This is a genomic window from Paenarthrobacter sp. PAE-2, from assembly GCF_026013155.1.
In the GTDB taxonomy this organism is placed as follows: domain Bacteria; phylum Actinomycetota; class Actinomycetes; order Actinomycetales; family Micrococcaceae; genus Arthrobacter; species Arthrobacter ureafaciens.
Genome location: NZ_JAPDNV010000003.1, coordinates 176,450 through 197,577 on the forward strand (window position 1 = coordinate 176,450; position 21,128 = coordinate 197,577).

Annotated in this window: 14 protein-coding genes; 5 read left to right on the plus strand and 9 right to left on the minus strand. The window is 65.0% G+C overall.

All coding sequences use genetic code 11. The annotated features are described in order from the left end of the window. Nucleotides 1-79: 79 nt before the first annotated feature. Nucleotides 80-2,767 (minus strand): bifunctional GNAT family N-acetyltransferase/acetate--CoA ligase family protein, encoded by a 2,688-nt coding sequence (locus OCL88_RS03000; protein WP_264961569.1) that lies wholly within the window; start codon nt 2,765-2,767, stop codon nt 80-82. Nucleotides 2,768-2,821: 54 nt separating this feature from the next. On the opposite strand from OCL88_RS03000, the gene OCL88_RS03005 reads away from it, so the two are divergent. Continuing rightward, nucleotides 2,822-5,341 carry a DNA topoisomerase (ATP-hydrolyzing) subunit A gene (locus OCL88_RS03005; RefSeq protein WP_264961570.1) on the plus strand — a complete coding sequence of 840 codons (2,520 nt, stop codon included), beginning with the start codon at nt 2,822-2,824 and terminating at the stop codon, nt 5,339-5,341. A 59-nt stretch (nt 5,342-5,400) separates the two neighbouring features. On the opposite strand, the gene OCL88_RS03010 is transcribed toward OCL88_RS03005, so the two are convergent. Then, on the minus strand, nt 5,401-5,784 hold the full coding sequence (locus tag OCL88_RS03010; protein ID WP_021473116.1) for a VOC family protein: 384 nt from the start codon (nt 5,782-5,784) through the stop codon (nt 5,401-5,403). Between the two features lie 128 nt (nt 5,785-5,912). Between OCL88_RS03010 and OCL88_RS03015 the strand changes: the two genes are divergently transcribed. After that, nucleotides 5,913-6,431 carry a DinB family protein gene (locus OCL88_RS03015; protein ID WP_264961571.1) on the plus strand — a complete coding sequence of 173 codons (519 nt, stop codon included), beginning with the start codon at nt 5,913-5,915 and terminating at the stop codon, nt 6,429-6,431. Nucleotides 6,432-6,435: 4 nt separating this feature from the next. Here the strand turns inward: OCL88_RS03015 and OCL88_RS03020 are convergent, their stop codons facing one another. Genes OCL88_RS03020 through OCL88_RS03035 form a run of 4 tightly spaced genes read right to left on the minus strand, consistent with a single transcriptional unit; the run spans nt 6,436 to nt 13,621 of the window. Further along, the gene (locus OCL88_RS03020; RefSeq protein WP_264961572.1) at nt 6,436-7,476 is read right to left on the minus strand and encodes a GNAT family N-acetyltransferase; all 1,041 of its coding nucleotides are present in this window, start codon (nt 7,474-7,476) and stop codon (nt 6,436-6,438) included. Between the two features lie 9 nt (nt 7,477-7,485). Further along, complete coding sequence (gene cydD / locus OCL88_RS03025) at nt 7,486-10,917, minus strand: thiol reductant ABC exporter subunit CydD (protein WP_264961573.1); 3,432 nt, start codon at nt 10,915-10,917, stop codon at nt 7,486-7,488. 7 nt (nt 10,918-10,924) lie between these two features. Beyond that, nucleotides 10,925-12,001, minus strand: a complete 1,077-nt coding sequence (gene cydB / locus OCL88_RS03030) for a cytochrome d ubiquinol oxidase subunit II (RefSeq protein WP_264961574.1) — start codon at nt 11,999-12,001, stop codon at nt 10,925-10,927. A 15-nt stretch (nt 12,002-12,016) separates the two neighbouring features. Beyond that, entirely contained in the window at nt 12,017-13,621 is a 1,605-nt protein-coding gene (locus tag OCL88_RS03035) for a cytochrome ubiquinol oxidase subunit I (protein ID WP_264961575.1), read from the minus strand. A 274-nt stretch (nt 13,622-13,895) separates the two neighbouring features. Between OCL88_RS03035 and OCL88_RS03040 the strand changes: the two genes are divergently transcribed. Both OCL88_RS03040 and OCL88_RS03045 read left to right on the plus strand, forming a co-directional pair. Further along, the gene (locus tag OCL88_RS03040) at nt 13,896-14,276 is read left to right on the plus strand and encodes a BlaI/MecI/CopY family transcriptional regulator (protein WP_031216740.1); all 381 of its coding nucleotides are present in this window, start codon (nt 13,896-13,898) and stop codon (nt 14,274-14,276) included. A gap of 11 nt (nt 14,277-14,287) precedes the next feature. After that, on the plus strand, nt 14,288-15,286 hold the full coding sequence (locus tag OCL88_RS03045; protein ID WP_264961576.1) for a M56 family metallopeptidase: 999 nt from the start codon (nt 14,288-14,290) through the stop codon (nt 15,284-15,286). 18 nt (nt 15,287-15,304) lie between these two features. On the opposite strand, the gene OCL88_RS03050 is transcribed toward OCL88_RS03045, so the two are convergent. Beyond that, nucleotides 15,305-17,413 carry a DNA gyrase/topoisomerase IV subunit B gene (locus OCL88_RS03050; protein ID WP_264961577.1) on the minus strand — a complete coding sequence of 703 codons (2,109 nt, stop codon included), beginning with the start codon at nt 17,411-17,413 and terminating at the stop codon, nt 15,305-15,307. Nucleotides 17,414-17,668: 255 nt separating this feature from the next. Between OCL88_RS03050 and OCL88_RS03055 the strand changes: the two genes are divergently transcribed. Continuing rightward, on the plus strand, nt 17,669-17,890 hold the full coding sequence (locus tag OCL88_RS03055; protein ID WP_021473125.1) for a hypothetical protein: 222 nt from the start codon (nt 17,669-17,671) through the stop codon (nt 17,888-17,890). A 289-nt stretch (nt 17,891-18,179) separates the two neighbouring features. Here the strand turns inward: OCL88_RS03055 and OCL88_RS03060 are convergent, their stop codons facing one another. Together OCL88_RS03060 and OCL88_RS03065 are read right to left on the minus strand one after the other, a co-directional pair. Further along, complete coding sequence (locus OCL88_RS03060; RefSeq protein ID WP_021473126.1) at nt 18,180-19,490, minus strand: RNA polymerase sigma factor; 1,311 nt, start codon at nt 19,488-19,490, stop codon at nt 18,180-18,182. Between the two features lie 267 nt (nt 19,491-19,757). After that, nucleotides 19,758-21,077 carry a DUF4192 domain-containing protein gene (locus OCL88_RS03065; RefSeq protein ID WP_264961578.1) on the minus strand — a complete coding sequence of 440 codons (1,320 nt, stop codon included), beginning with the start codon at nt 21,075-21,077 and terminating at the stop codon, nt 19,758-19,760. Nucleotides 21,078-21,128 lie beyond the last annotated feature (51 nt).

A 21,128-nucleotide genomic window follows, 5' to 3' on the forward strand; every position in this document is an offset into this window, starting at 1 on the left:
TCACAGATCGCCTAAGGACTTCCTAACCGTTGTCCCCACCCCCCTGGGCCCGCGCGTCTACCCGCGCATCAGGCAGCAGTCAGCCCCGCATCGCCCGGCGGGCACTGTCAGTGCGTTGGGCCGCGTTGGCGATCCACACATCGGCACCGAGGATGGTGGCACCTGTTGGGCCTGCAAGTACCGGGTTGAGCTCAACCAACGCGATCCCGGGATGGTCGTCCTTCAGCTTGGCCAGGCGGGCGGCGATGTCTTCCAACGCGCCCACGTCCACAGGGGGCAGGCCTTGGTAGCCGAAGAGTTTCCGGGAGGCCCGCGGGGACCGGATGATGTCATGGAGGTCGGCGGCGGACAACGGGGGCACCCGGTGGGCCCAGTCTTCCAGGAGGTTCACCGCATCACCGGCCAATCCGAAAGACAGCACCGGACCAAGCAAGGGATCTTCCATGGCCCGGAAGGTGCACGCCTGGCCGACCGGCGCCATGGCCTGTAGTTCCAGGGACGGCGATCCATAGGGCTTCAAAGCCCGGTGCATCTGGTCGATGTTCTGGCGGAGCGAGGCAGCGTCCTGGATGTCCAACCGGACGCCGCCGAGGTCCAGCCTGTGCCTTAGTGCCGGATCGGTCGTCTTGAGGACCACCGGCCAGCCGATCGATTCGGCTGCTGCCACGGCCTCCTCCGGCGTGCCAAAGCCGAATGTGGGCACAACGTTGATGCCGTAGCCGGAAAGCAGCGTCGCGGCAGCACCGGCGTCGAGCTTCCTCAGCTTTTCGCCTGTGACCCCTGACAGCATCGCGGCCAGTGTTTCCCGGGTCCCATCGGCATCGCACCCCTCGGGCTCGGCGAACAGGCCATGGTCCCTGCCCACCCACTGGGCATATTCGACGATGGCTGCCAGCGCTGCCACAGCCGAGCCCGAATTGGAGTAGCAAGGGAGCTGGGGCTTGCCGGGCCCGCCCACCAAGCCTTCCACATGGATGGAGGCGTCAAGGATTCCGGAGAACGCCGCGACCACAGGTTTGCCTGCCTCTTCGGCGCACTCCGCCAGGACACCGGCCAATGCTTCCACCGTTAATCCCCGCGCAGGCAGCAGCGCGGCCACCAGGGCATTGACGTGGTCGTCCGCCAGGACCTCCCGCACCCGCTCCCGGAAAGCCGGCAGCGCAACGGACATTCCGGCGTCGAGATCCACGTCCGTCACCGTCCGGACAATGTCCAGTCCGGCCGGAACGGCGGTATCGGCCACCACGGTGGCCAGCGCAACCGAGTTGGAAAAGACCGCCACTCCGGGACCGTTGGGAAGGGGCTGCGTGGAGACCACCTGGGCAATGTCCATCAGCTGTTCGATCGTGTCCACCCGGATGACGCCTGCCTGGCGCATCATGGCATCCAACGCGGCCGAGGGCGCCTGCGTCGTACGCACCTCATGACCCGGCGGGAGGCGGAGCCCGGTGACGTCCGACTTGGCGACGATCACCGGCTTGCTGCGGGACAACCGACGGGCCAGCCGGGAAAACTTGCGCGGATTGCCGATTGACTCGAGGTACAAGCCGACGGCGGAGGTATCGGGATCGTCTTCCCAGTACTGCATGGCGTCATTGCCGGAGACGTCGGCGCGGTTCCCCGCGGAAAGGAAGGAGGATATTCCGAGCCGCCTGCGGCTCGCCGCCGCGTACACGGCCACCCCGACTGCGGCCGACTGCGTGAACAGGCCCAAGCCGCCCCTTGGCGGCATGGACGGCGCCATGGACGCGTTGAGGGAAACGTCCGGGTTCGTGTTGAGCATTCCGAGGGATTCCGGACCGACCACGCGCATGCCGTTCGCCCTGGCCTGCCGGACCAGCTCGTGCTGCCGCGCGAGGCCCCGTTCGCCGTCGTCGGCGAAGCCTGCCGTGGCCACGACGAGCCCTTTGACGCCGGCGGCAGCGCAATCCGCCACCACTGCGGGCACTTCCTCGTAGGGCACGGCGATGATGGCCAGCTGCACCGGGTCGGGAATCTCGGACAGCTTGCCGAATGACAGCATGCCCGCCAGTTCGAATGCTTCCGGGTTCACCGCATAAACCGGGCCCTTGAAGCCGCCCTCGATGATGTGCTCCAGCAGTTGGTAGCCGACTGTTCCCCACTTGCGGCTGGCACCGATGACAGCCACCGACGACGGCGCCAGCAAGTCGCGGACGCTGCGCGCCTCCGCGCGGTGCTCGCGGGACTCCATGACGGCCCGGGATTTTTCGGTCGGATCGATGTTGAATTCGACGCTGACCACGCCATCGTCGAACTGCCGCGTGAGGTCGTACCCGGCGTCGGCGAAGACCATGAGCATCTTCCGGTTTTCCGGGAGGACCTCGGCGGTGAACCGCCGGATGCCGTTCTCCCGTGCGGCCACTGCAAGGTGCTCCAGGAGGATGGAACCAATTCCCCGGCCTTGGTGCTTATCCGAGATGTTGAAGGCCACCTCCGCTTCTGCGGGATCATCGAGCCGGTCGTAGCGGCCCACGCCCATGATTTCTCCACCGATGGTGATGACGAATGCCACACGATTGACGTGGTCGACTTCGGTGAAACGCCGGACTTCCTTGCCGGAGAGCTTGGGCTTGAAGGAGAAGAACCTCATATAGATGGAGGCCTGTGACTGGCCGGCGTGGAATGACTGGAGTGCATCCGCGTCCTCGGGCCGAATAGGACGAAGGTGGGCGGTTCCGCCGTCGCGCAGGACGACATCGGCCTCCCAATATTCCGGATAAATGCCGGCCCCGGGCTGATCCACCATAGGCTTAGCCTAGCTAAAACATCCGCAGTACACGTTTAAGGATCCACCTGCCCCATGGCCCGCAGCCAAACTTCCGCACGCAAAGGCGAGCCGCTCGGCGATTTCACCGAGACGATCGTCGACATTGACGTCACTTCCGAGATGGAGGGCTCCTTCCTGGAGTACGCCTACTCGGTCATCTACTCGCGGGCCCTTCCCGACGCCCGCGACGGACTCAAGCCCGTACAGCGGCGCATCCTCTACATGATGGCCGACATGGGCCTCCGCCCCGACCGCGGCCACGTCAAGAGCGCACGCGTGGTGGGTGAAGTCATGGGCAAGCTGCACCCGCACGGCGACGCGGCCATCTACGACGCCATGGTGCGCATGGCGCAGGACTTCTCGCTCCGGCTCCCCCTGATCGACGGCCACGGCAACTTTGGCTCGCTCGACGACGGCCCGGCGGCTCCCCGCTACACGGAAGCCCGGCTCGCGGCTGCGGCCCTGACCATGACCGACCACCTCGACGAGAACGTGGTGGACTTCGTTCCCAACTACGACAACCAGCTGACGCAGCCGGAAGTTCTTCCGGCGGCCTTCCCCAACCTGCTGGTGAACGGCACCACGGGCATCGCGGTGGGCATGGCCACCAACATGGCCCCGCACAACCTGGTGGAAGTGATCGCGGCTGCCCGCCACCTGATTGCCAATCCCGATGCCACCCTCGATGACATCATGCGGTTCATTCCCGGCCCGGACCTTCCCACAGGCGGCCGCATTGTTGGCCTGGACGGCATTCGTGATGCGTACGCCACCGGCCGCGGTTCCTTCAAGACGCGGGCCAAGGTGGAAGTGGAGCAACTCACGGCCCGCCGCACGGGCCTGGTGGTAACGGAGCTCCCCTACATGGTGGGCCCGGAGAAGGTGATCGAGCGGATCAAGGATGCCGTCAATGCCAAGAAGCTGACCGGCATCAGTGATGTGGTGGACCTGACCGACCGTAACCACGGGCTCCGCCTGGTTATCGAGTTGAAGAACGGATTCAACCCCAACGCCGTGCTGCAGCAGCTCTACCGCTACTCGCCGATGGAAGACTCGTTCGGCATCAACAACGTCACCCTCGTGGATGGACAGCCCCAGACGCTGGGGTTGGTGCAACTCCTCCAGGTCTACGTGGACCACCGCCTGGACGTCGTGCGGCGCCGGACCAGTTTCCGGCTCGGCAAGAAAAAGGACCGCCTCCACTTGGTGGAGGGCTTGCTCATTGCGATCGTGGACATCGACGAAGTCATCCAGGTCATCCGTTCTTCGGACGAAGCCGCGGCCGCGCGGGACCGTTTGATGTCCATTTACGACCTCACGGAAATCCAGGCCAACTACATCCTTGAACTGCGCCTGCGGCAGCTGACCAAGTACTCACGGATCGAGCTCGAAAAGGAACAGGAGGAGCTGCGCCGGGAGATCGAGGCCTTGGAAGCCATTCTTGGTTCCGACCAGCTCCTGCGTGAGCTCGTCTCGGGTGAGCTCGCCGACGTTGCCGATAAGTACGGGACACCCCGCAGGACTGTGCTCCTGGAATCCGAGGCGGTCTCCCCCACGGTCGCGGCGTCGATGGCTGCGCCCGGCCCCAAGGGCAAGGCAGCAGCACTGCCCCTGGAGATACCGGATGATCCCTGCTGGGCGCTGCTCAGTGTCTCCGGGCAGATCGCCCGGACCTCCAACCAGGAACCCCTGGCCGAGGCCGGTCCGCGCACCAAGCATGATGTGTTCCGCTCAGTGGTCAAGACCACCGCCCGCGGTGAAATCGGTGCCGTCACGTCCCTTGGCCGCATGCTGCGCCTCCAGGTGATGGACATGCCCGTCCTGCCGCCTGTCAACGGGCTGCCCAACCTCGCCGGGGGCGTACCGGCCAAGGAATTCATTACCCTGCTCAAGGGCGAGACGCTTGTGGCGTTCGTCCCGCTGGATGCGGTCCTGGCCATCGGCACGGTGCAGGGCGTGGTCAAGCGCGTCCAGCCCGATTACCCGTTGAACCGGGAAGACTGGGACATCATTTCCCTCAAGGACAAAGATGCCGTCCTCGCCGTCGAGCCCGCGCCGGAGGACGACACCGACCTCGTCTTCATCACCAAGCAGGCCCAGCTCCTGCGCTTCAGTGCCGCCAACGTCCGGCCGCAGGGCAGGACTGCCGGTGGCATGGCAGGCATCAAGCTTGCCGCCGGCGACGAGGTCATCCACTTCGGCGCGGTCCGCGCCGGCGATCCTGCCGCCGTCGTGGTGACCATTGCCGGCACCAACGGCGCCCTGCCGGGAACCGCGCCGGGGACCGCCAAGGTGACGGCTTTTGAGGAATACCCGGTGAAGGGCCGCGCCACTGGTGGCGTCCGCGCGCACCGGTTCCTCAAGGGCGAAGACACCCTGCTGCTTGCGTGGGCCGGGCATGGTCCGGCGAAAGCTTCCTCGGCGGCAGGCGTAGCCAGGGCCTTGCCGGTGGAGCACGGACGCCGGGACGGTTCGGGAGTCCCGCTGTCCCAGCCGGTGGAAGCAATCGGGCCGAGCATGGCCGGGGCTGAATCAGGGGACGCCGCCCACTAGGGCCCAAAGGATGCATGACTGTGGGGCCGGCACATCGCCGGTCCCACAGTCATTTCCGGCTAGCCGGTTTGGTTGATGCTAAGGATGTTCCCCTCGCTGTCCAGGAACCAGGCCGCGGCGCTGCCGTCGGGCATGGTGGCTATGCCGTTTTCCGTTTTCAGTCCAGGGAAATCGTAGTCTTCGAAGACCACTCCCTTATCACGCAACTCGGCCACTGTGGCCGCCACGTCGCTGACCATCCAGCCTATTTGCGTGTTCTTGGCCGTTCCGGCGTTCGGTGTTTGATAAACAAGGAAGCCGGTTCCGCCGCCGCACGTGTACTGAAGGTTGTCCTCCGCCTCCGGGTTGTCGGGGTCAAGACCGAGTTTCTCGCTGTAGAACGCGCGGGCCCGGTTCAGATCCTGTGCCGGGAGAACGGCAGCAACTTGTTGATCCTTGAGCATGGTTTTCTCTTTCCGGCTCTCCCCCCGGAACGAACTCTACTCCTGCGGCCACACGAAGCAATCGGCATTGGGCTTGAAATTTTCCGCACTGAAACACCCGGGGCGGGGAAGCCGCATAGACTGTCCGCATGCCGATCATTCCGGATGAAAAAGACTGGACCTGGGTAACGTCAAAGCCCTGCCCCGAGTGCGGCTTCGATCCCTCCACGGTCACCCCTGCCACCGTCCCGGGGAGCGTCCTGAACATGCTCCCCCGCTGGCGTGCCGTCCTCCGGCGAGGCGACGCCATGGTCCGTCCCGACGACCACACTTGGTCCGCGGTGGAATACGCCTGCCACGTGCGGGACGTTTTCAGCCTCTTCAGCCATCGCCTTGACCTCATGCTCACCCAGGACGGCGCGGCGTTCGACAATTGGGACCAGGATCAAGCGGCCCTCGACGGCGACTACGCCTCAGCCGACCCCGCGCAGGTTTCGGATGAACTCGTTTCGGAAGGGGAACAGGCGGCGGAGGCATTCGCCCGGGTCACCCAGGACGAATGGCAACGAACCGGAACCCGGAGCAACGGTTCGGTATTCACGGTCCTGACGTTCTCCCAATACTTCCTGCACGACGTCGTCCATCACCTTCACGACGTGGACGGCTAGGCACCTACAACTGCTTTTCCCACGTCATGCTGCGGTTCACCGGGGCATAGCCCATCCCTGTGTACAAGGCGAGCGCGCCCGTCGGATTGGCGGAGTCGACGTCAAGGGAGGCTACGTCCATGCCTGCCCCGGTGAAGCGGCGCATGGCTTCAGCCAGCAAGGCCTGGGCCAGGCCCTTGCCGCGGTAGGCACGCCGCACGCCCAGGAGTTCCGTGTACCCCTCCTTGAAGCCGCGGTCCTTTGCGGCGTCGGGGTCGTAACTGGCCAACTGGTAGGCTGCCACCTCGCCCGTGGCGGCGTCCAGGATCACTCCGCTCCAGTCATGCCGTGCCGTGGGCTCGTGCATGGTGAAATGCCACGATTCCTTGTCCCGTGGCTCACTTCCCCAGTGGTCCTGGAATGCCTCGTTGTGGGCCAGGCGGACGGACTCAAAGAGGGCCGGTTCCAGTACCTTGAACTCGAAGCCCGGGGGCACGGGGACGTCGGGCAGAGGCTGCGACAGGGGCCTGTGCATCTCGTTGAACCAGCGGACGGTGCCGTATCCCAGGCTCTCCAGGAGCCGCGCCTGGTGGCTGTGCTGTTCCTCAGTCCGGATCCGCAGGCGGGGGCGGCCAGTGGCGTGCCCGGCAGCCTTGTCCCGGTCAAAGCGTTTCCGGGTTTGTGCCTCCTGCCAGGCGATCACGGCCGTACCGATTCCGCGGCGCTGCCACTCCGGGTCAACGCAGCCCATGCCGGCTGCCTTGTCACCTTCCGGGTTCTTGGTGATGCGGCCATATGCCCTTGCCACGCCCTCGGTGTCGAGGCCGATCAAGGTATGGGTCCTGGCCTCGTTGGTGGTGGACTCCAGGATGTGGACCAGGTCGCCGGGCTTTTCGAACCAGGAGGGATGCTCGACGGCGGCCGTCCGGGCGATGAGCGCGGCCCACGTCTCCAGATGCGCGGCGGAAGCAGGCTCCCAGCGCAGCCCGGTCGCGGCGGGGTCCGGAAAGGCGTCGGCGGCAAGCTGTTGGTTGGGGACGGTCTGGGGCGGGGTCTCCTCGGGCATGGAAACAGGCTACTGACGAGTCGGGTGTCCCACCAGTTCCGCCGCGCTTTCGCTGAGGGTCTGCCGATCCGGCAGGTCAAGGCGGGCGTCGGCCGGATCGATGTCGGCCGGGTTATGGGTCACCAGAACCACGGTGATGTCCTTCAAACCCCGGCGCAGGGCAGTCATCATGGTTTCCGCGGATCCGGCGTCCAGGTGGGCCGTCGGCTCATCGAGCAGGAGGATCCGGGCACCGGTCAGGAGTGTCCGGGCCATGGCGAGCCGCTGCCGTTCGCCGCCGCTGAGGAACACGCCACCTGGCCCGATCCGCGTATCGAGTTTCCCGGGAAGGGTCTCCACGAGCGCATCCAGGCCAAAATCCGCCAGCGCCTTGTACATCTCCGCTTCGCCGGGTTTGTTGGCGGCGGGCCTGCCGAGCATAAGGTTGCCGCGGATGGTGGAGTCGAAGAGATGTGCCTCTTGGGGGCACCATGCGACGGTCCCGGACAGCCGGACAGTGCCTTCCGTGACAGGGAGGAAGCCGAGGAGCACGGACAGGAGCGTGGATTTGCCCGAGCCCGACGGTCCGGTGACCGCAAGCCACCGTCCGGGCCTGGCTTCGGCCGAGACGTTGGAGAACACCGTGGGCCCGTCGGGCCAGCGGGCGGCAATGCCGTCCAACCGGAGTCCGGCGTGAGGAAGTGGTGCGGGCGCGACCGCATTGCCGTCGTCGTGCGCTTCCCCTGCTGCTGTGCGCGGTTCAGTACCGACCTCCGGCTCCTTGTCGAGTCCTCCCGCGGCGTCGAGTGCCCCCGCGGCACTGACCCGTTGAAGGACGGCTGCAAGTGCCGGGGCCTGCCGGACGGCCGACACCACCCCGGCATAGGGCTCAACAAGCGCCAACTGCATCAGGACGATCACTGCCACAAGTTCGGGCGGGACTGCTGTTCCGGTGGCAAGGGTGCCGGTCCACAGCGCGGCAAGGGAGCATCCGAGGACGGTGACCGCCTGTCCCAGTCCCTCGGCCCAGGCGGATCGCTGCGCTGCTGTGGTGGCGGCCCGGTCCTTGTCGCGGAGAACCTTGAGCAGCGGTCCGGCTACCCGGTTGGCCGTCAGGTCGGCACGGGCGTCAAGTGCGGCGGCCACGCCACCAAGCACTTGTGACCGCAGCCTCTGCTCGGCTTTTGCGGCGTTCCTGTCTGCCAGAAGGGACAGGGCCGGGGCTGCCAACAGGCCGCAGAGCACGGCAAGGATGGTGGCCGGCAGCGCACCCGGCAGCACTATGGAGGTTGCAATGACGGCGGCCGCGCCGACTCCGATTGCGGTCAGTGGCGGGAGGACCACGCGGGGCAGGAGGTCCCGCAGCGTGTCGACGTCGTCAACGATGGCGCCCAGGACGTTGCCTCCCTGCAGCAGGCGGCGGAGGGCAAGTGCCCGGCGGGACAGCGTTCCCCAGAGAGAACCCCGCAGCGTCGTCATGGCTGCGAAGATTGCGTCGTGGGTCAGCAAACGTTCGCAATAGCGAAGGACGGCCCTGCCGATGCCGAAGAACCGCACTCCCACAATGGCGCCCAGCAGGTAGAGGATGGGGGGCTGCTGGCTGGCCCGGATGATCAGCCAGCCGGAGAGGCCGGAGAGGGCGACTGCGAAGAGCGCGGCGAGGACACCTACCGCGGCCGCGGCGGTGAACTTCCAGCCGACCGGCTTCAGGACGGCTGCGAGCGCTGTGGTTGCGGCGAAGCGTCCGGAACCACCCGCGTCAAGAGCCGGGGCGGCGGGGGCGTCGTCGATGGCTGGGCGCGGCAACTCTGCTGGGGCAACCGGCAGGCCACCGGCGTGCGTGGCGCCGATGTTCTCCGTCCCACGCTCACCGCCGGTTTGCCCGGACGACCCCAGATGCACCGTTGTGTCGGCAAGTGCCTTGGTTGCGGCGTCGTGGGCAACAAGGATCACAGTCGCTGACCCGCGTAAGGACTCTATGGTGGTGCGCACTACCGAAGCGGTCAGGGGGTCCAGGTGGGCCGTTGGCTCGTCCAGCAGCAGGATGGAAGCGCCGGACCGGAGCCGGGCCAGTCCGCGCGCCAGCGCGACGCGCCGCAACTCACCGGGGCTGAGTTCGGCGGGATGCTTGGCCGCCAGATGGCCGGCGGCCACCGCTTCGAGGATCCCGGCGACGGCGTCGTCGTCGCTCGCGCCCAGGTACAGCTCGATTTCCTCCTGCACGGAATCGCAGGCGATCACCGGATGCTGTGGCACCAGGGCGACGTCGCAGGGACCTGCGCCGGCCACTGTGCCCTGCACGCCGGCTGTGGCCCCATCCCCCACCAGTCCCGCGAGCACGCCCAGCACGGTGCTCTTTCCAGCGCCGCTGGCACCGTCCAAGGCGGTCACCATCCGTGCAGGGGCCGTAAAGGACAAGGGCCCGACGGCGGCAACGTTCCGTCCCGCGAAGCGTACGGAGAGGTCGCTGACCACAACCTCGCCGGGTGCCGCGCTGTGGGCGGGGGCATCGGAGATTCGTGTGGACCGGGGCGCGGACAGGACTTCGGTGGTCGTTTGCAACGCTTCACGGCCGTCGTCGCTGGCGTGGTGCGCTGTTCCCAGTTCCCGGAGGGGCAGGTAGCAGTCGGGGGCCAGGATCAGGGCAAGGAGGCCTGCTTCGAGGGCCATGTCACCGCCCACCAGGCGTACGCCGATGAAGACGGCTACCACGGCAACGGAAATGGTTGCGATGAGTTCAAGGGCGAGCGCGGAGAGGAACGCCGTCCGCAGCGTCACCATGGTCCGGTTGCGGTACTGTTCGGAGATTTCTTCCAGTGCTGCGCGTTGCTCGCTTGCCCGGCCCAGGCCAACCAGGACGGGCAGTCCCTTGGCGAGTTCGAGGATGTGCCCGGACAATCTGCGGAGCGTGCTTTGGGCGTCCTTGACATGGTCCTCGGTATGCCGGCCGATGAGGACCATGAACAGCGGAACCAGGGGGACGGTCAGGACGATGACCACTGCGCTGACCCAGTCCGCGAAGAGGATCCTGGTGCCCACCAGCAGGGGTATGGCTGCGCAGTTCACCAAGGCGGGCAGGTACTGCGTGTAGTAGTTGTCCAAGGCGTCCAGTCCCCTGGTCGCCAGGATGGCCAGGCCGCCGTCGTTGAGGCTGCCCGTGGTGGACCCGCCGTCGGACAGTGCCCGATCGATCAGCTGCGCCCGCAGTTCCTCTTTGACTCCCAGGGCCGCCCGGCGCGAGGCGATACCTTGACCCCAGACGGCGAGCGACCGGAGCACCGCGCCCGCCGCCCCCAGTGCCAGGCCATTCCGCCAGTCGGCACCGCCGCCGGCGAGGCCGGCCAGCATCCCGGCCACGGCCTGGGCCATGAGGACCAACGCGAGGGCTTTGAGGGCAGCAAGCAGTCCTATGCCATACAGGGCTGACCGGGTTGCCTGGCCGGAGGGAAAAGCGGGTTTCATTGGCTTCCTACGCCCCGCTCCGCGGGGACCCGGGTCCCTTGTCTCCGGCAAGCACCTTTGAGGCGATGGCCGGAAGGAAACCGTGGGCTTCAGGGATGTGGGCGGCACTGACCCTGCGGCGGAAGACCCAATAGGTCCACGCCTGGTAGGCGATCACCAGCGGCAGTCCGAAGGCCGCAACGATGCTCATCAGCCCCAGGGTGTAGTCCGAGGACGAAGCGTTGGAAATGGTCAGATCGAAAGCGGGGTCGATCGTGGACGGGATGACCACCGGGAAGGCTGCCCCGAAGATCGACGCCGTGGCGCAGAGGACGAACGCACCTGTTGCCCCGAACGCCATGCCCTCCGAGCCGGCTTTCGCCGCACGCCACGCGATTCCGACGGCGACCGCAGCCGCTGCGACGAGGACCCACGTCCACGGCTTCCCGCTGAGGAACTGTACAGCCACCATCCAGCCCAGCATGGGAAGGACCGCGAAGGGAAGCAACCGCACAAACCAGCTGCGGGCACGGTGCCGCACGTCGCCGTCGGTCTTCAACGCCAGGAACGCCAGGGCGTGGACGAGCGCAAAAGCGACTACCCCGAATCCGCCCAGCAGGGCGTGCCAGCTGAACCAGGACAGCGGCCCGCCGCTCCTGTCGCCGTTGGCATCGATCGGCAGGCCGGTGGTGGTCAACGCCAGGGCGGCGCCGATGCCGAAGGCTGCAACGAAGGATCCTATGGCTATTGCCCAGTCCCAGTTATTGCGCCACTTCTCCGTGTCCACCTTCCCGCGGTATTCGAAGGCCACGGCGCGGAAGATCAACGCCACCAGCACCAGGAGGAGCGGTACATAGAGCGTGGAGAACAGAGAGGCGTACCAGAGGGGGAAAGCTGCGAACGTAGCGCCCGCCGCCGTGAGCAGCCAGACCTCGTTCCCGTCCCAGACCGGCCCGATCGTGTTGAGCAGGACGCGGCGATCGGTGTTGTTGCGGGCGAAGAGCTTCATGAGCATGCCTACGCCAAGGTCGAATCCCTCGAGGAAGAGGTATCCGGTCCACAAGACCGCGATGGCCACGAACCAGATGGTGGGCAACAGTTCCATGTCAGGTCTCCCGTTCTAGTAGGCAAATGCCAGGACGTCGTCGGACGTGTCCGGGCCGGAGCCGCCGTCGCCCTTGCCGGAATCCGGATCGTCGTTCTTTGTCTTTGCCGCGTGCGTGAGCTCCGGCATGGCGGAGGCGACGCCGCCCCGGACGTACTTCACGAGCAGCTTGACCTCGACCACCAGCAGGACGGCGTAGATGGCAGTCAGGACCACCAGGGACGTCATCAGTTCGCCGGCTGTGACACCGGGCGAGACGGCCGCTGCGGTGAACATGAACACCTGGTCGATCCCGTTCATATCCGGGTTGGGCGCCACGACGAAGGGTTGGCGGCCCATCTCGGTGAAGATCCACCCGGCCGCGTTCGCCCCGAAGGGTGCCAAAATCCCGAAGACCGCCAGGCGCATGAGCCACTTGGATTCGGGCACCACGCCCTTGCGGGTCACCCACAGGGCAAGGAGGGCAGCCAGTGCGGCGATACCACCAAAGCCGATCATCATGCGGAAGCCCCAGTAGGTCACTTCCATGACCGGTACGTACTGGATTTCCTGGCCGGCCCGCTCGCCGTAGAGGGGGTTGTCCGGGAGGTGCGTACCGTACTTCTCCTTGTACTCGCCAAGGAGGCTGTTGACGCCTTTGACTTCGGTGGTGAAATCGCCCTTGGCGAGGAAGGAAAGGATGCCCGGAACTTCAATGACGGCAACAATGTCATCGCAGTTGCTGGCACCGAGGTTGCCCACGCTCAGCACCGAAAAACCAGTTCCGTCGTGGCAGGCAGCCTCCGCGGCCGCCATCTTCATGGGCTGCTGCTCAAACATCAGTTTTCCCTGCAGGTCACCGGTGATCGCGGTACCCGCGAAGGACACCATGGCCACCACGGCGCCGATGCGGAGCGAACGCATCCATACCGTGTAGTCGGTCTTGTCGCGGCCGGCGATGGCGGCCTCTCCGGGAACCATGGTGCCGTCCGCGCGGACGACGTCGATGCCGTCATGGCGGCGGCGCCAGAGGTGGTACCAGGCAATGCCCAGCAGGAATGCGCCGGCTACGCCGAGTGCGCCGAAGAGCGTGTGGGGGACGGCGACCAGCGCGGTGTTGTTGGTGAAGACGGCCCACGCGTCGGTCATGACGGGACGCCCGTCCACCATTTCCACGCCGACCGGGTGCTGCATCCACGAGTTGGCCACAATGATGAAGTAGGCCGAGAACACTGAACCGATCACCGCGATCCACAAGCATGCCAGGTGTACGCCGCGCTTGAGCTGCTTCCATCCGAAGATCCACAGGCCCAGGAAGGTGGATTCGACGAAGAAGGCAAGCAGGGCCTCGAGGGCCAACGGTGCGCCGAATACGTCTCCGACGAACCTGCTGTACTCGCTCCACGCCATGCCGAACTGGAATTCCTGAACGATTCCGGTGGCCACGCCCATGATGAAGTTGATCAGGAACAGCTTGCCCCAGAACTTGGTCATCCGAAGGTATTCCGGCTTGCCCGTGCGGTACCAGAGTGTCTGAATGATGGCCACCACCAGGCCGAGACCGATGGTGAGGGGCACCATCATGAAGTGATAGACGGTGGTGATTCCGAATTGCCAGCGTGCAATTTCCAAAGCTTCCATGGCTGTCCTTCGTACGGCGGCCCTTCGGGGGCCTGCATAGTTCTACGTCTCGTAGAAAACTAACTTCTACAAAGTGTAGAACAACTGGGGGCGCCTCAGTCCAATTGTTCAAGTGGCGTTGCACACCCGCAAGGGGCCGGGTCGGCACCGTGGCACGCCGATAGTTCTACTTCGCGTAGAATGAAAGACTGAAAAGCGGTAAATTTATCGTGGAATGTTGGATCATCGCTCCCCGTCGAAAGATGAGCGGGGCGCGGAAGGTAGGGACGTACACATGGCGAGTCTTGGGGAACTGGAACGGGCAGTAATGGACCTGCTCTGGGCGGGCCAAGAGGCGGCTACCGCGAACACACTGCGTGATTTGCTCGCCAAGGACTCCGAAGCCGGGGACGGTTCGGCAGGCCACCAAGGCAAGGACCTGGCGGTCACCACCGTGCTGACCGTTCTCTCCCGTCTGGAAAAGAAGGGCCTCGTGGAGCGCGAACGCGGCACCCGCCCGCACCGCTACCAGGCCGTATCCAGCCGTGCTGACCACACCGCGGAGCTGATGCACGAGGTTCTCGGTTCGGCACCGGACCGCGAAGCCGTCCTCGCCCGCTTCATCGGTTCCGTCTCGGAAAGCGAAGCTGCTGCCCTGCGCAAGATGCTCGGCTAAACTTAGCCACTATGTTCTGGACCTCATACTTCCTGGCGGTCCTGGCATTGATACTGGCGTGGCCTGTGCCCGTCCTGCTGTCGCGGGCACACTGGCCGGCACGCTCGCCCTTCACGGCCATGGTGCTGTGGCAGGCCATCGCCCTGGCAGGTGGCCTGTCCATGATCGGCGCAATGCTGGTCTACGGCCTGGAACCCATCGGCAACAACCTCCTGGCCGGGCTCAAAAGCCTTGCCGGGATGGTCCTGAACGACGAGCCCACCACTGCGCTGGGATTTTGGCACCTGTTCGCTTTGTCCGCAGCTGCGCTGCTTACTGCCCATTTGGTCTTCACCCTGTTGCTGACCTATTACAAGATCGAACGGCAGCGCCGGCGCCACAGGGAACTCCTGGCGCTCCTTGCCTCACCGTCATCCGATGGGTCAGCCACCATGGTCATCAACCACGATTCCCCCGTCGCGTACTGCCTTCCCGGCGGCGCCCGCTCGGTCACGGTCCTCTCCGACGGGCTGATGGCGGCCTTGGAACCGGACGAACTCCGGGCCGTGGTCATTCACGAGAAGGCCCATCTTTCCCAGCGCCACGACCTGTTGCTATGGGCGTTCGCCGCCTGGCGCCAGGCGCTTCCATGGTTCCCCACCACCAAGCTCGCCCAAACAGCAGTGAACTCCCTGATCGAGATGCTCGCCGACGACGTCGCCCTCAGGACCGAAAGTAAAAGCACCCTCATCAAGGCCATCGCCATCGTCTCCAGCGGCTCAACCGCTCCGGCTCCAGGGTCCGCCCTCAATGCCGACGCACTCCACACCGGAAGTGCCATCCTCGAGGGCGGCCGGGTCAGTGCCACCGGTGGAGCGGACTCGCCACGCACGACGGCGTCACGCGTCAGCCGCCTCCTCTCACCGGAGCCTCCCCTCAGCAAAGCATTGCGAAGCCTCGTCCTGGTGGCGTCCGCGCTTCTCCTGGCCGTCCCGACAGCCCTGCTGATCGTCCCCGGACTTCTCGGCTAGCTCCGCCGACCCGGCTCCCTACGCGTCGATCCGCTCGCGGTCCAGCGTGGCAGCACCGGCGATGATGAACTCCTTGCGCGGCGCCACGTCCGATCCCATCAGGAGGTCGAACACTTCCTCGGCCCGCTGGGCGCTTTCGATCCCCACTTTGCGGAGGGTGCGGTGCCTGGGATCCATGGTGGTCTCAGCCAACTGCTGGGCATCCATCTCGCCGAGGCCCTTGTAACGCTGGATGGGCTCCTTGTAGCGTTTCCCTTCCTTGGCGAGCTTGGACAACAGCACATGGAGCTCCGCCTCGGAGTAGGTATAGATCATCTCGTTGGCCTTCTGGCCCGGGTTGATGACCTCCACGCGGTGAAGCGGCGGAACCGCAGCGAAGACCCTGCCGGCTTCAACCATCGGCCTCATGTAGCGGAAGAAGAGCGTCAGCAGCAGGGTACGGATGTGGGCGCCGTCGACGTCAGCGTCGGTCATGAGGATCACCTTGCCGTAGCGGGCAGCGTCCAGGTCGAAGCTGCGGCCCGAGCCCGCACCCACCACCTGGATCAAGGCAGCACACTCGGCGTTTGACAGCATGTCTCCCACGGAGGCTTTCTGGACGTTCAGGATCTTTCCGCGGATCGGCAACAGGGCCTGGAAATCGGAGGAGCGCGCCAGCTTCGCGGTGCCCAGCGCGGAGTCGCCTTCCACGATGAAGAGTTCGGAACGGGCAACATCGTCGGTCCTGCAATCGGCGAGCTTGGTAGGCATTGACGACGTCTCCAGCGCATTCTTTCGCCGCTGCGTCTCCTTGTGGACGCGGGCCGAAATGCGCGACTTCATCTCGCTGACGATCTTTTCCAGCAGCAAAGCAGACTGCGCCTTGTCATTGCGGTTCGCCGAGCCGAGCTTCGCGGAGATTTCCTCCTCTACCACCTTGGCGACGATCGCGCGGACTGCCGAGGTGCCCAGGATTTCCTTGGTCTGGCCCTCGAATTGGGGCTCGGCCAACCTCACCGTCAGCACGGCAGTCAGTCCGGCAAGGACATCGTCCTTTTCGATCTTGTCATTGCCTGCCTTGAGCTTCCTTGCGTTCGCTTCCACGGTCTTGCGGAAGGTTTTCAGCAGGGCAGCCTCGAATCCGGCCTGGTGCGTCCCGCCCTTGGGCGTTGCAATGATGTTGACGAAGCTGCGGACAGTGGTCTCGTAGCCGATCCCCCAGCGCAGGGCGATGTCCACCTCGCAATCGCGCTCGACTTCGGCGATCTTGCTGTGGCCGTTCTCGTCCAGGACCGGAACGGTTTCCTTGAACTTGCCGGAGCCATGCAAACGCCAGACGTCCGTTACCCCGGAGTCCGAGGCGAGGAATTCAACGAACTCGGAGATACCGCCGTCGTGGTGGAAGACCTCCTCGTGCACGCCGTTCTCACCGGGTGTTCCCGCCAGCTTGCGTTCATCCCGGACGGTAATCCGCAGGCCCGGCACCAGGAAGGAAGTCTGCCGCGCCCGCGCCACGAGGTCGTCGTAGGAGAACTTCGCGTCCGGAGTGAAGATCTGGCGGTCCGCCCAATAACGCACGCGGGTTCCGGTCACCCCTCGCTTGGCCTTGCCGACGACGTCAAGGACGGATCCTTCGACGAACGGTTCGAACGGCGAGTCGGGACCGGTCTTGCTGCCGGAGTCCTGGAAGCGTCCCGGCTCACCGCGCCTGAAGGACATCTGGTACGTCTTGCTGCCGCGGTCCACTTGCACGTCGAGGCGGCTCGAGAGCGCGTTGACAACGGAAGCGCCTACGCCGTGCAGGCCGCCCGAAGCGGTGTAGGAACCGCCGCCGAACTTACCGCCGGCGTGCAGCTTGGTAAACACGACCTCGACGCCGGTCAGGCCCGTCTTCGGTTCAACGTCCACCGGAATGCCGCGGCCGTCGTCGTGGATCTCCACGGAGTTGTCCGCGTGCAGGATCACCTTGATGTCGTGGCCAAACCCGGCCAGTGCCTCATCCACCGCGTTGTCGATGATTTCCCAGAGGCAGTGCATGAGTCCCCGGGAGTCAGTGGAACCGATGTACATACCCGGACGCTTGCGGACCGCTTCCAGCCCTTCCAGGACGGAAAGATGCCGGGCGTTGTATTCAGAACTCGGTGCCACTCGCGGTGTGCTCCTTCGGGGTATAGCTCAGGGTGTTTCCAGCAGCTGTAAGCCAACGTTGGTCAAGGCAAACACTGCCCATACTAGGTTAGTCGCGCGTGGCTGCCGGACCCGCCCGCCACACCCGAACGGGCGTCGAGAGCCAAGTTACGTTACGCACATGTGATACGCGGACAGCGAAAGTGACCCATCCTTGCCATGGTTCTGCCTCGAATGCTGGTTATATGGATGTACAGAACTACTAAGGAGGCCGACATGACAACAGCAGTTGCAGACCGCACGCTAAACGCAGCTGACCGATGCGATCGTTGCGGGGCTCAAGCATATGTCCGCGTTGTACTCGAGTCCTCCGGCGGTGAGCTGCTTTTCTGCGGCCACCACGCCCGCGCAGTCGAGGCCACGCTCCGGCCCCTGACCTCCGATTGGCACGACGAGACCGAGCGCCTCAACGAGAAGGCACCTGTTCCGGTCGACTGAGGGCACCACGCCTTGGTTGCGCAGATGAGTTGAGCAGATGAAAGAGCAAGGCCCCTCCCGGCGGGAGGGGCCTTGCTTCGTTAAACACTGCCCGGCTCTTGGGCTCGGGGCCGGCACCGCACCCCTACCCGCCAACCGCACCCACTCCACGTCGACACCGCACCCCTACGCGCCGACCGCACCCGTAGCCGGGGGCGCGTGGGGCGGGTAGTGATGCGATGAGGCAGTGCCTGGAACGACATTAGCCCGGCAGGAAATTCCTGCCGGGCTGATGACCGTGCATACGGACTTAGTCCAGGTAGTCCCTGAGGACCTGCGAGCGGGAGGGGTGCCGCAGCTTGGACATCGTCTTGGATTCGATCTGGCGGATACGTTCGCGCGTGACTCCGTAGACCTTGCCGATTTCGTCTAAAGTCTTCGGCTGGCCATCAGTGAGCCCGAAGCGCATGGCGACCACGCCTGCTTCACGCTCGGAAAGCGTGTCCAGGACGGAGTGGAGCTGTTCCTGCAGGAGGGTGAAGCTCACGGCATCCGCGGGTACCACGGCTTCGGAATCCTCAATGAGGTCACCGAACTCGGAGTCTCCATCCTCGCCCAACGGGGTGTGGAGGGAGATGGGCTCGCGACCGTACTTCTGGACTTCCACGACCTTCTCAGGCGTCATGTCCAGTTCGAGGGCGAGCTCTTCCGGCGTGGGTTCGCGGCCGAGGTCCTGCAACATCTGGCGCTGGACACGTGCGAGCTTGTTGATGACTTCGACCATGTGCACCGGAATACGGATAGTGCGGGCCTGGTCGGCCATTGCACGGGTAATGGCCTGGCGGATCCACCATGTGGCGTACGTGGAGAACTTGAAGCCCTTGGTGTAGTCGAACTTCTCGACTGCACGGATGAGGCCGAGGTTGCCTTCCTGGATGAGGTCCAGGAACAGCATGCCACGGCCCGTGTAGCGCTTGGCCAGGGAGACCACAAGGCGGAGGTTTGCCTCCAGCAGGTGGTTCTTGGCCCTCTTGCCATCGTGGATGATGAACTCAAGTTCGCGCTTGAGCTTGGGGTCCATGGAACCGTCGTCGGCAGCGATCTTTTCTTCGGCAAACAAGCCGGCTTCGATCCGCAGGGCGAGATCGACTTCCTGCTCAGCGTTGAGGAGCGCTACCTTGCCGATCTGCTTGAGGTAGTCCTTGACGGGGTCCGCAGTGGCACCGGCTGACATGACCTGCTGGACGGGGGCGTCGTCATCATCGGCGTCGGAGTAGACAAAACCGGAGCCTGAGGGCGCAGGCTTGTCCTTGGAAGAGGCGACCTCTTCCACGTCGTCGTCGCCGACTTCCACTTCTTCAGCAGCCGAGGGATCGAATTCCTCGTCCTCAACCGACTCTTCGGCGTCCTCTTCGGTATCCGGGGACTTGCCGGCGGCCTCGGCCGCGGCCTTGCCACCGGGCTTGGGCCCGCGCTTCTTGGGGGCCGGCTTGCCGGAGTCACCCTCTGAAGCTTTGCTGGCAGCGCGTGTCGCCGCACGCTTGGCCGGTGCCGCCTTCTTTTCCTCAGCGGACAGTTCGGCCTGGGCGGCGGGTTCCTTCTCGACGGAAGACGGGGTCACAGAAAACCTTTCTAGCGGCGGTCTGTGGAATCACCATGTGGGCAACACCACTATGACCCTGTCAAGTCCGCGATTAATTTCAAACGCAATCGCCGCCTGCAGAGTCTCTAGGTACAACTGCCGGCGCCGCCGTATTGTTCCCTGATTAAGGGGGCAATACGGGCATTCAAACGCGGACCCAACCGGGTCTCGGCATCCATTGTCTCACGGATTTGCGAATCGTACGCCTTTGTGGAGAGCGAAAGCGTCAGCCACCGTACGGAGCGACTAGTTGCGCGAGGCTTTGTAGGTGCCCCATGCCGACTCAGGCCGCCGCGCCCAGCCGCAGATGGTACCTTGCCCCAATACATCGTCCAGCAAGTCAGCCAACCGGTAGCCCGGATGCGCCGCAGCGGCACGGAGCAGGCTGGCATGGGCGAGCGACCCGTTTCCTTTGGCCCACGCGACCCACCCCTGGAGCGTGAGTGCCGCCGCTGCGAGGCCACCCTCCTCATCGTCGTAGGACAGGGCGGACAGGATCCTTCCCAAGGAGTCCAACAGGCGCCAGTCAGGTATTTCAGGTTCCTCGCCGAGCAGGACTCCGCCGTAAGAAGGCAGCCCTGACATCCCGTCCAACAAGGTAGCTCCGGACTCTTCGGGACTGCGGCCGTTTGAGGCGGCGCCCGCAGTGGCCATCGGTGGCATGGCAAGCCCCAAGGCCAGGGGGTCGAAAGGAAGAGAGCTGGAGTTATCACCGGAGAAGAGATCGAAGGCACGTCCACCGGCCTTCGCGGAGGCCACGTCCGCGGCTGCCATGACAATAACGGCGTCCCGCCAGGCAGGAACGGCGAGTGTCGCCCGGAGGAACCCCATCAGTTCAGATCCGGCCGGTCCCCCGAAAACGGCCCCGGCAATGTCCGATGGCCCCAGCCCATCGGCCCGGGGGCATCTTTCAAGGACCTGGGCCCAAGCATCGAGTACGGCATCAAAACAGCACTCACTGCGCCCCGACTCCAACAGCTGGTCCTCGAATCGTTGTTCAGCTTCAAGGACATCGACGGCGGGCCTGCCGGGGAGGGCTAGTTTGGGCGGATCCACGGTGCTGTCCGGGGCGGGGCCCACTGTGCTTCCCCGGTACACCATCTCAGCGCTGATCCTGCTGTTGTGGATGCGCTCCAAAGGGAGACCGGGAACCGGGCAGCAAGAGAGATCGGTGCAGAACGCACTGCGCCAATAGTCGTCACCGATCAGCCAGGCGTCACGGACGGTTAAGTCCACCGGGGCCAGGGCCTCCTGCAGGACCCCCAGCAAGGGCATGGTCCAGTCCAGGACTGAACCGTCATCCCAACCCGCCGCGGAATACAGCGCCAGCAGGACGCCGTCGGCGCGTTCGTCCGCCAGCAGCTGGTTCCGCACGTACACGGCAAAATCGGCTTGGGCATGGGGGTTGTCCGCCGGCGGCAAGTCAACCCGCAGCGTTGCTCCCAGGGCCTTTCCCTGCATCGTGATTGCCACCAGGCTCTCCCGGGGCCAATAGCCCAGCAGGTGCGGGATATAGCCCAGGACGTCTTCGGGTTGATGAATGCTGAGTGTTTGCTTGATGGTCATGACTCAAGCTTGGTGTTGACCTGAAACGCCGGACAGTGGCTGTTGTGGCTA

What these genes read in the sequence shown, in the direction of transcription:
- cydD (WP_264961573.1), bottom strand. Translation starts at nt 10,917, where the DNA reads ATGAAACCCGCTTTTCCCTCCGGCCAGGCAACCCGGTCAGCCCTGTAT.
- OCL88_RS03020 (WP_264961572.1), bottom strand. Translation starts at nt 7,476, where the DNA reads ATGCCCGAGGAGACCCCGCCCCAGACCGTCCCCAACCAACAGCTTGCC.
- OCL88_RS03005 (WP_264961570.1), top strand. Translation starts at nt 2,822, where the DNA reads ATGGCCCGCAGCCAAACTTCCGCACGCAAAGGCGAGCCGCTCGGCGAT.
- OCL88_RS03045 (WP_264961576.1), top strand. Translation starts at nt 14,288, where the DNA reads ATGTTCTGGACCTCATACTTCCTGGCGGTCCTGGCATTGATACTGGCG.
- OCL88_RS03000 (WP_264961569.1), bottom strand. Translation starts at nt 2,767, where the DNA reads ATGGTGGATCAGCCCGGGGCCGGCATTTATCCGGAATATTGGGAGGCC.
- OCL88_RS03065 (WP_264961578.1), bottom strand. Translation starts at nt 21,077, where the DNA reads ATGACCATCAAGCAAACACTCAGCATTCATCAACCCGAAGACGTCCTG.
- OCL88_RS03035 (WP_264961575.1), bottom strand. Translation starts at nt 13,621, where the DNA reads ATGGAAGCTTTGGAAATTGCACGCTGGCAATTCGGAATCACCACCGTC.
- OCL88_RS03040 (WP_031216740.1), top strand. Translation starts at nt 13,896, where the DNA reads ATGGCGAGTCTTGGGGAACTGGAACGGGCAGTAATGGACCTGCTCTGG.
- cydB (WP_264961574.1), bottom strand. Translation starts at nt 12,001, where the DNA reads ATGGAACTGTTGCCCACCATCTGGTTCGTGGCCATCGCGGTCTTGTGG.
- OCL88_RS03010 (WP_021473116.1), bottom strand. Translation starts at nt 5,784, where the DNA reads ATGCTCAAGGATCAACAAGTTGCTGCCGTTCTCCCGGCACAGGATCTG.
- OCL88_RS03015 (WP_264961571.1), top strand. Translation starts at nt 5,913, where the DNA reads ATGCCGATCATTCCGGATGAAAAAGACTGGACCTGGGTAACGTCAAAG.
- OCL88_RS03055 (WP_021473125.1), top strand. Translation starts at nt 17,669, where the DNA reads ATGACAACAGCAGTTGCAGACCGCACGCTAAACGCAGCTGACCGATGC.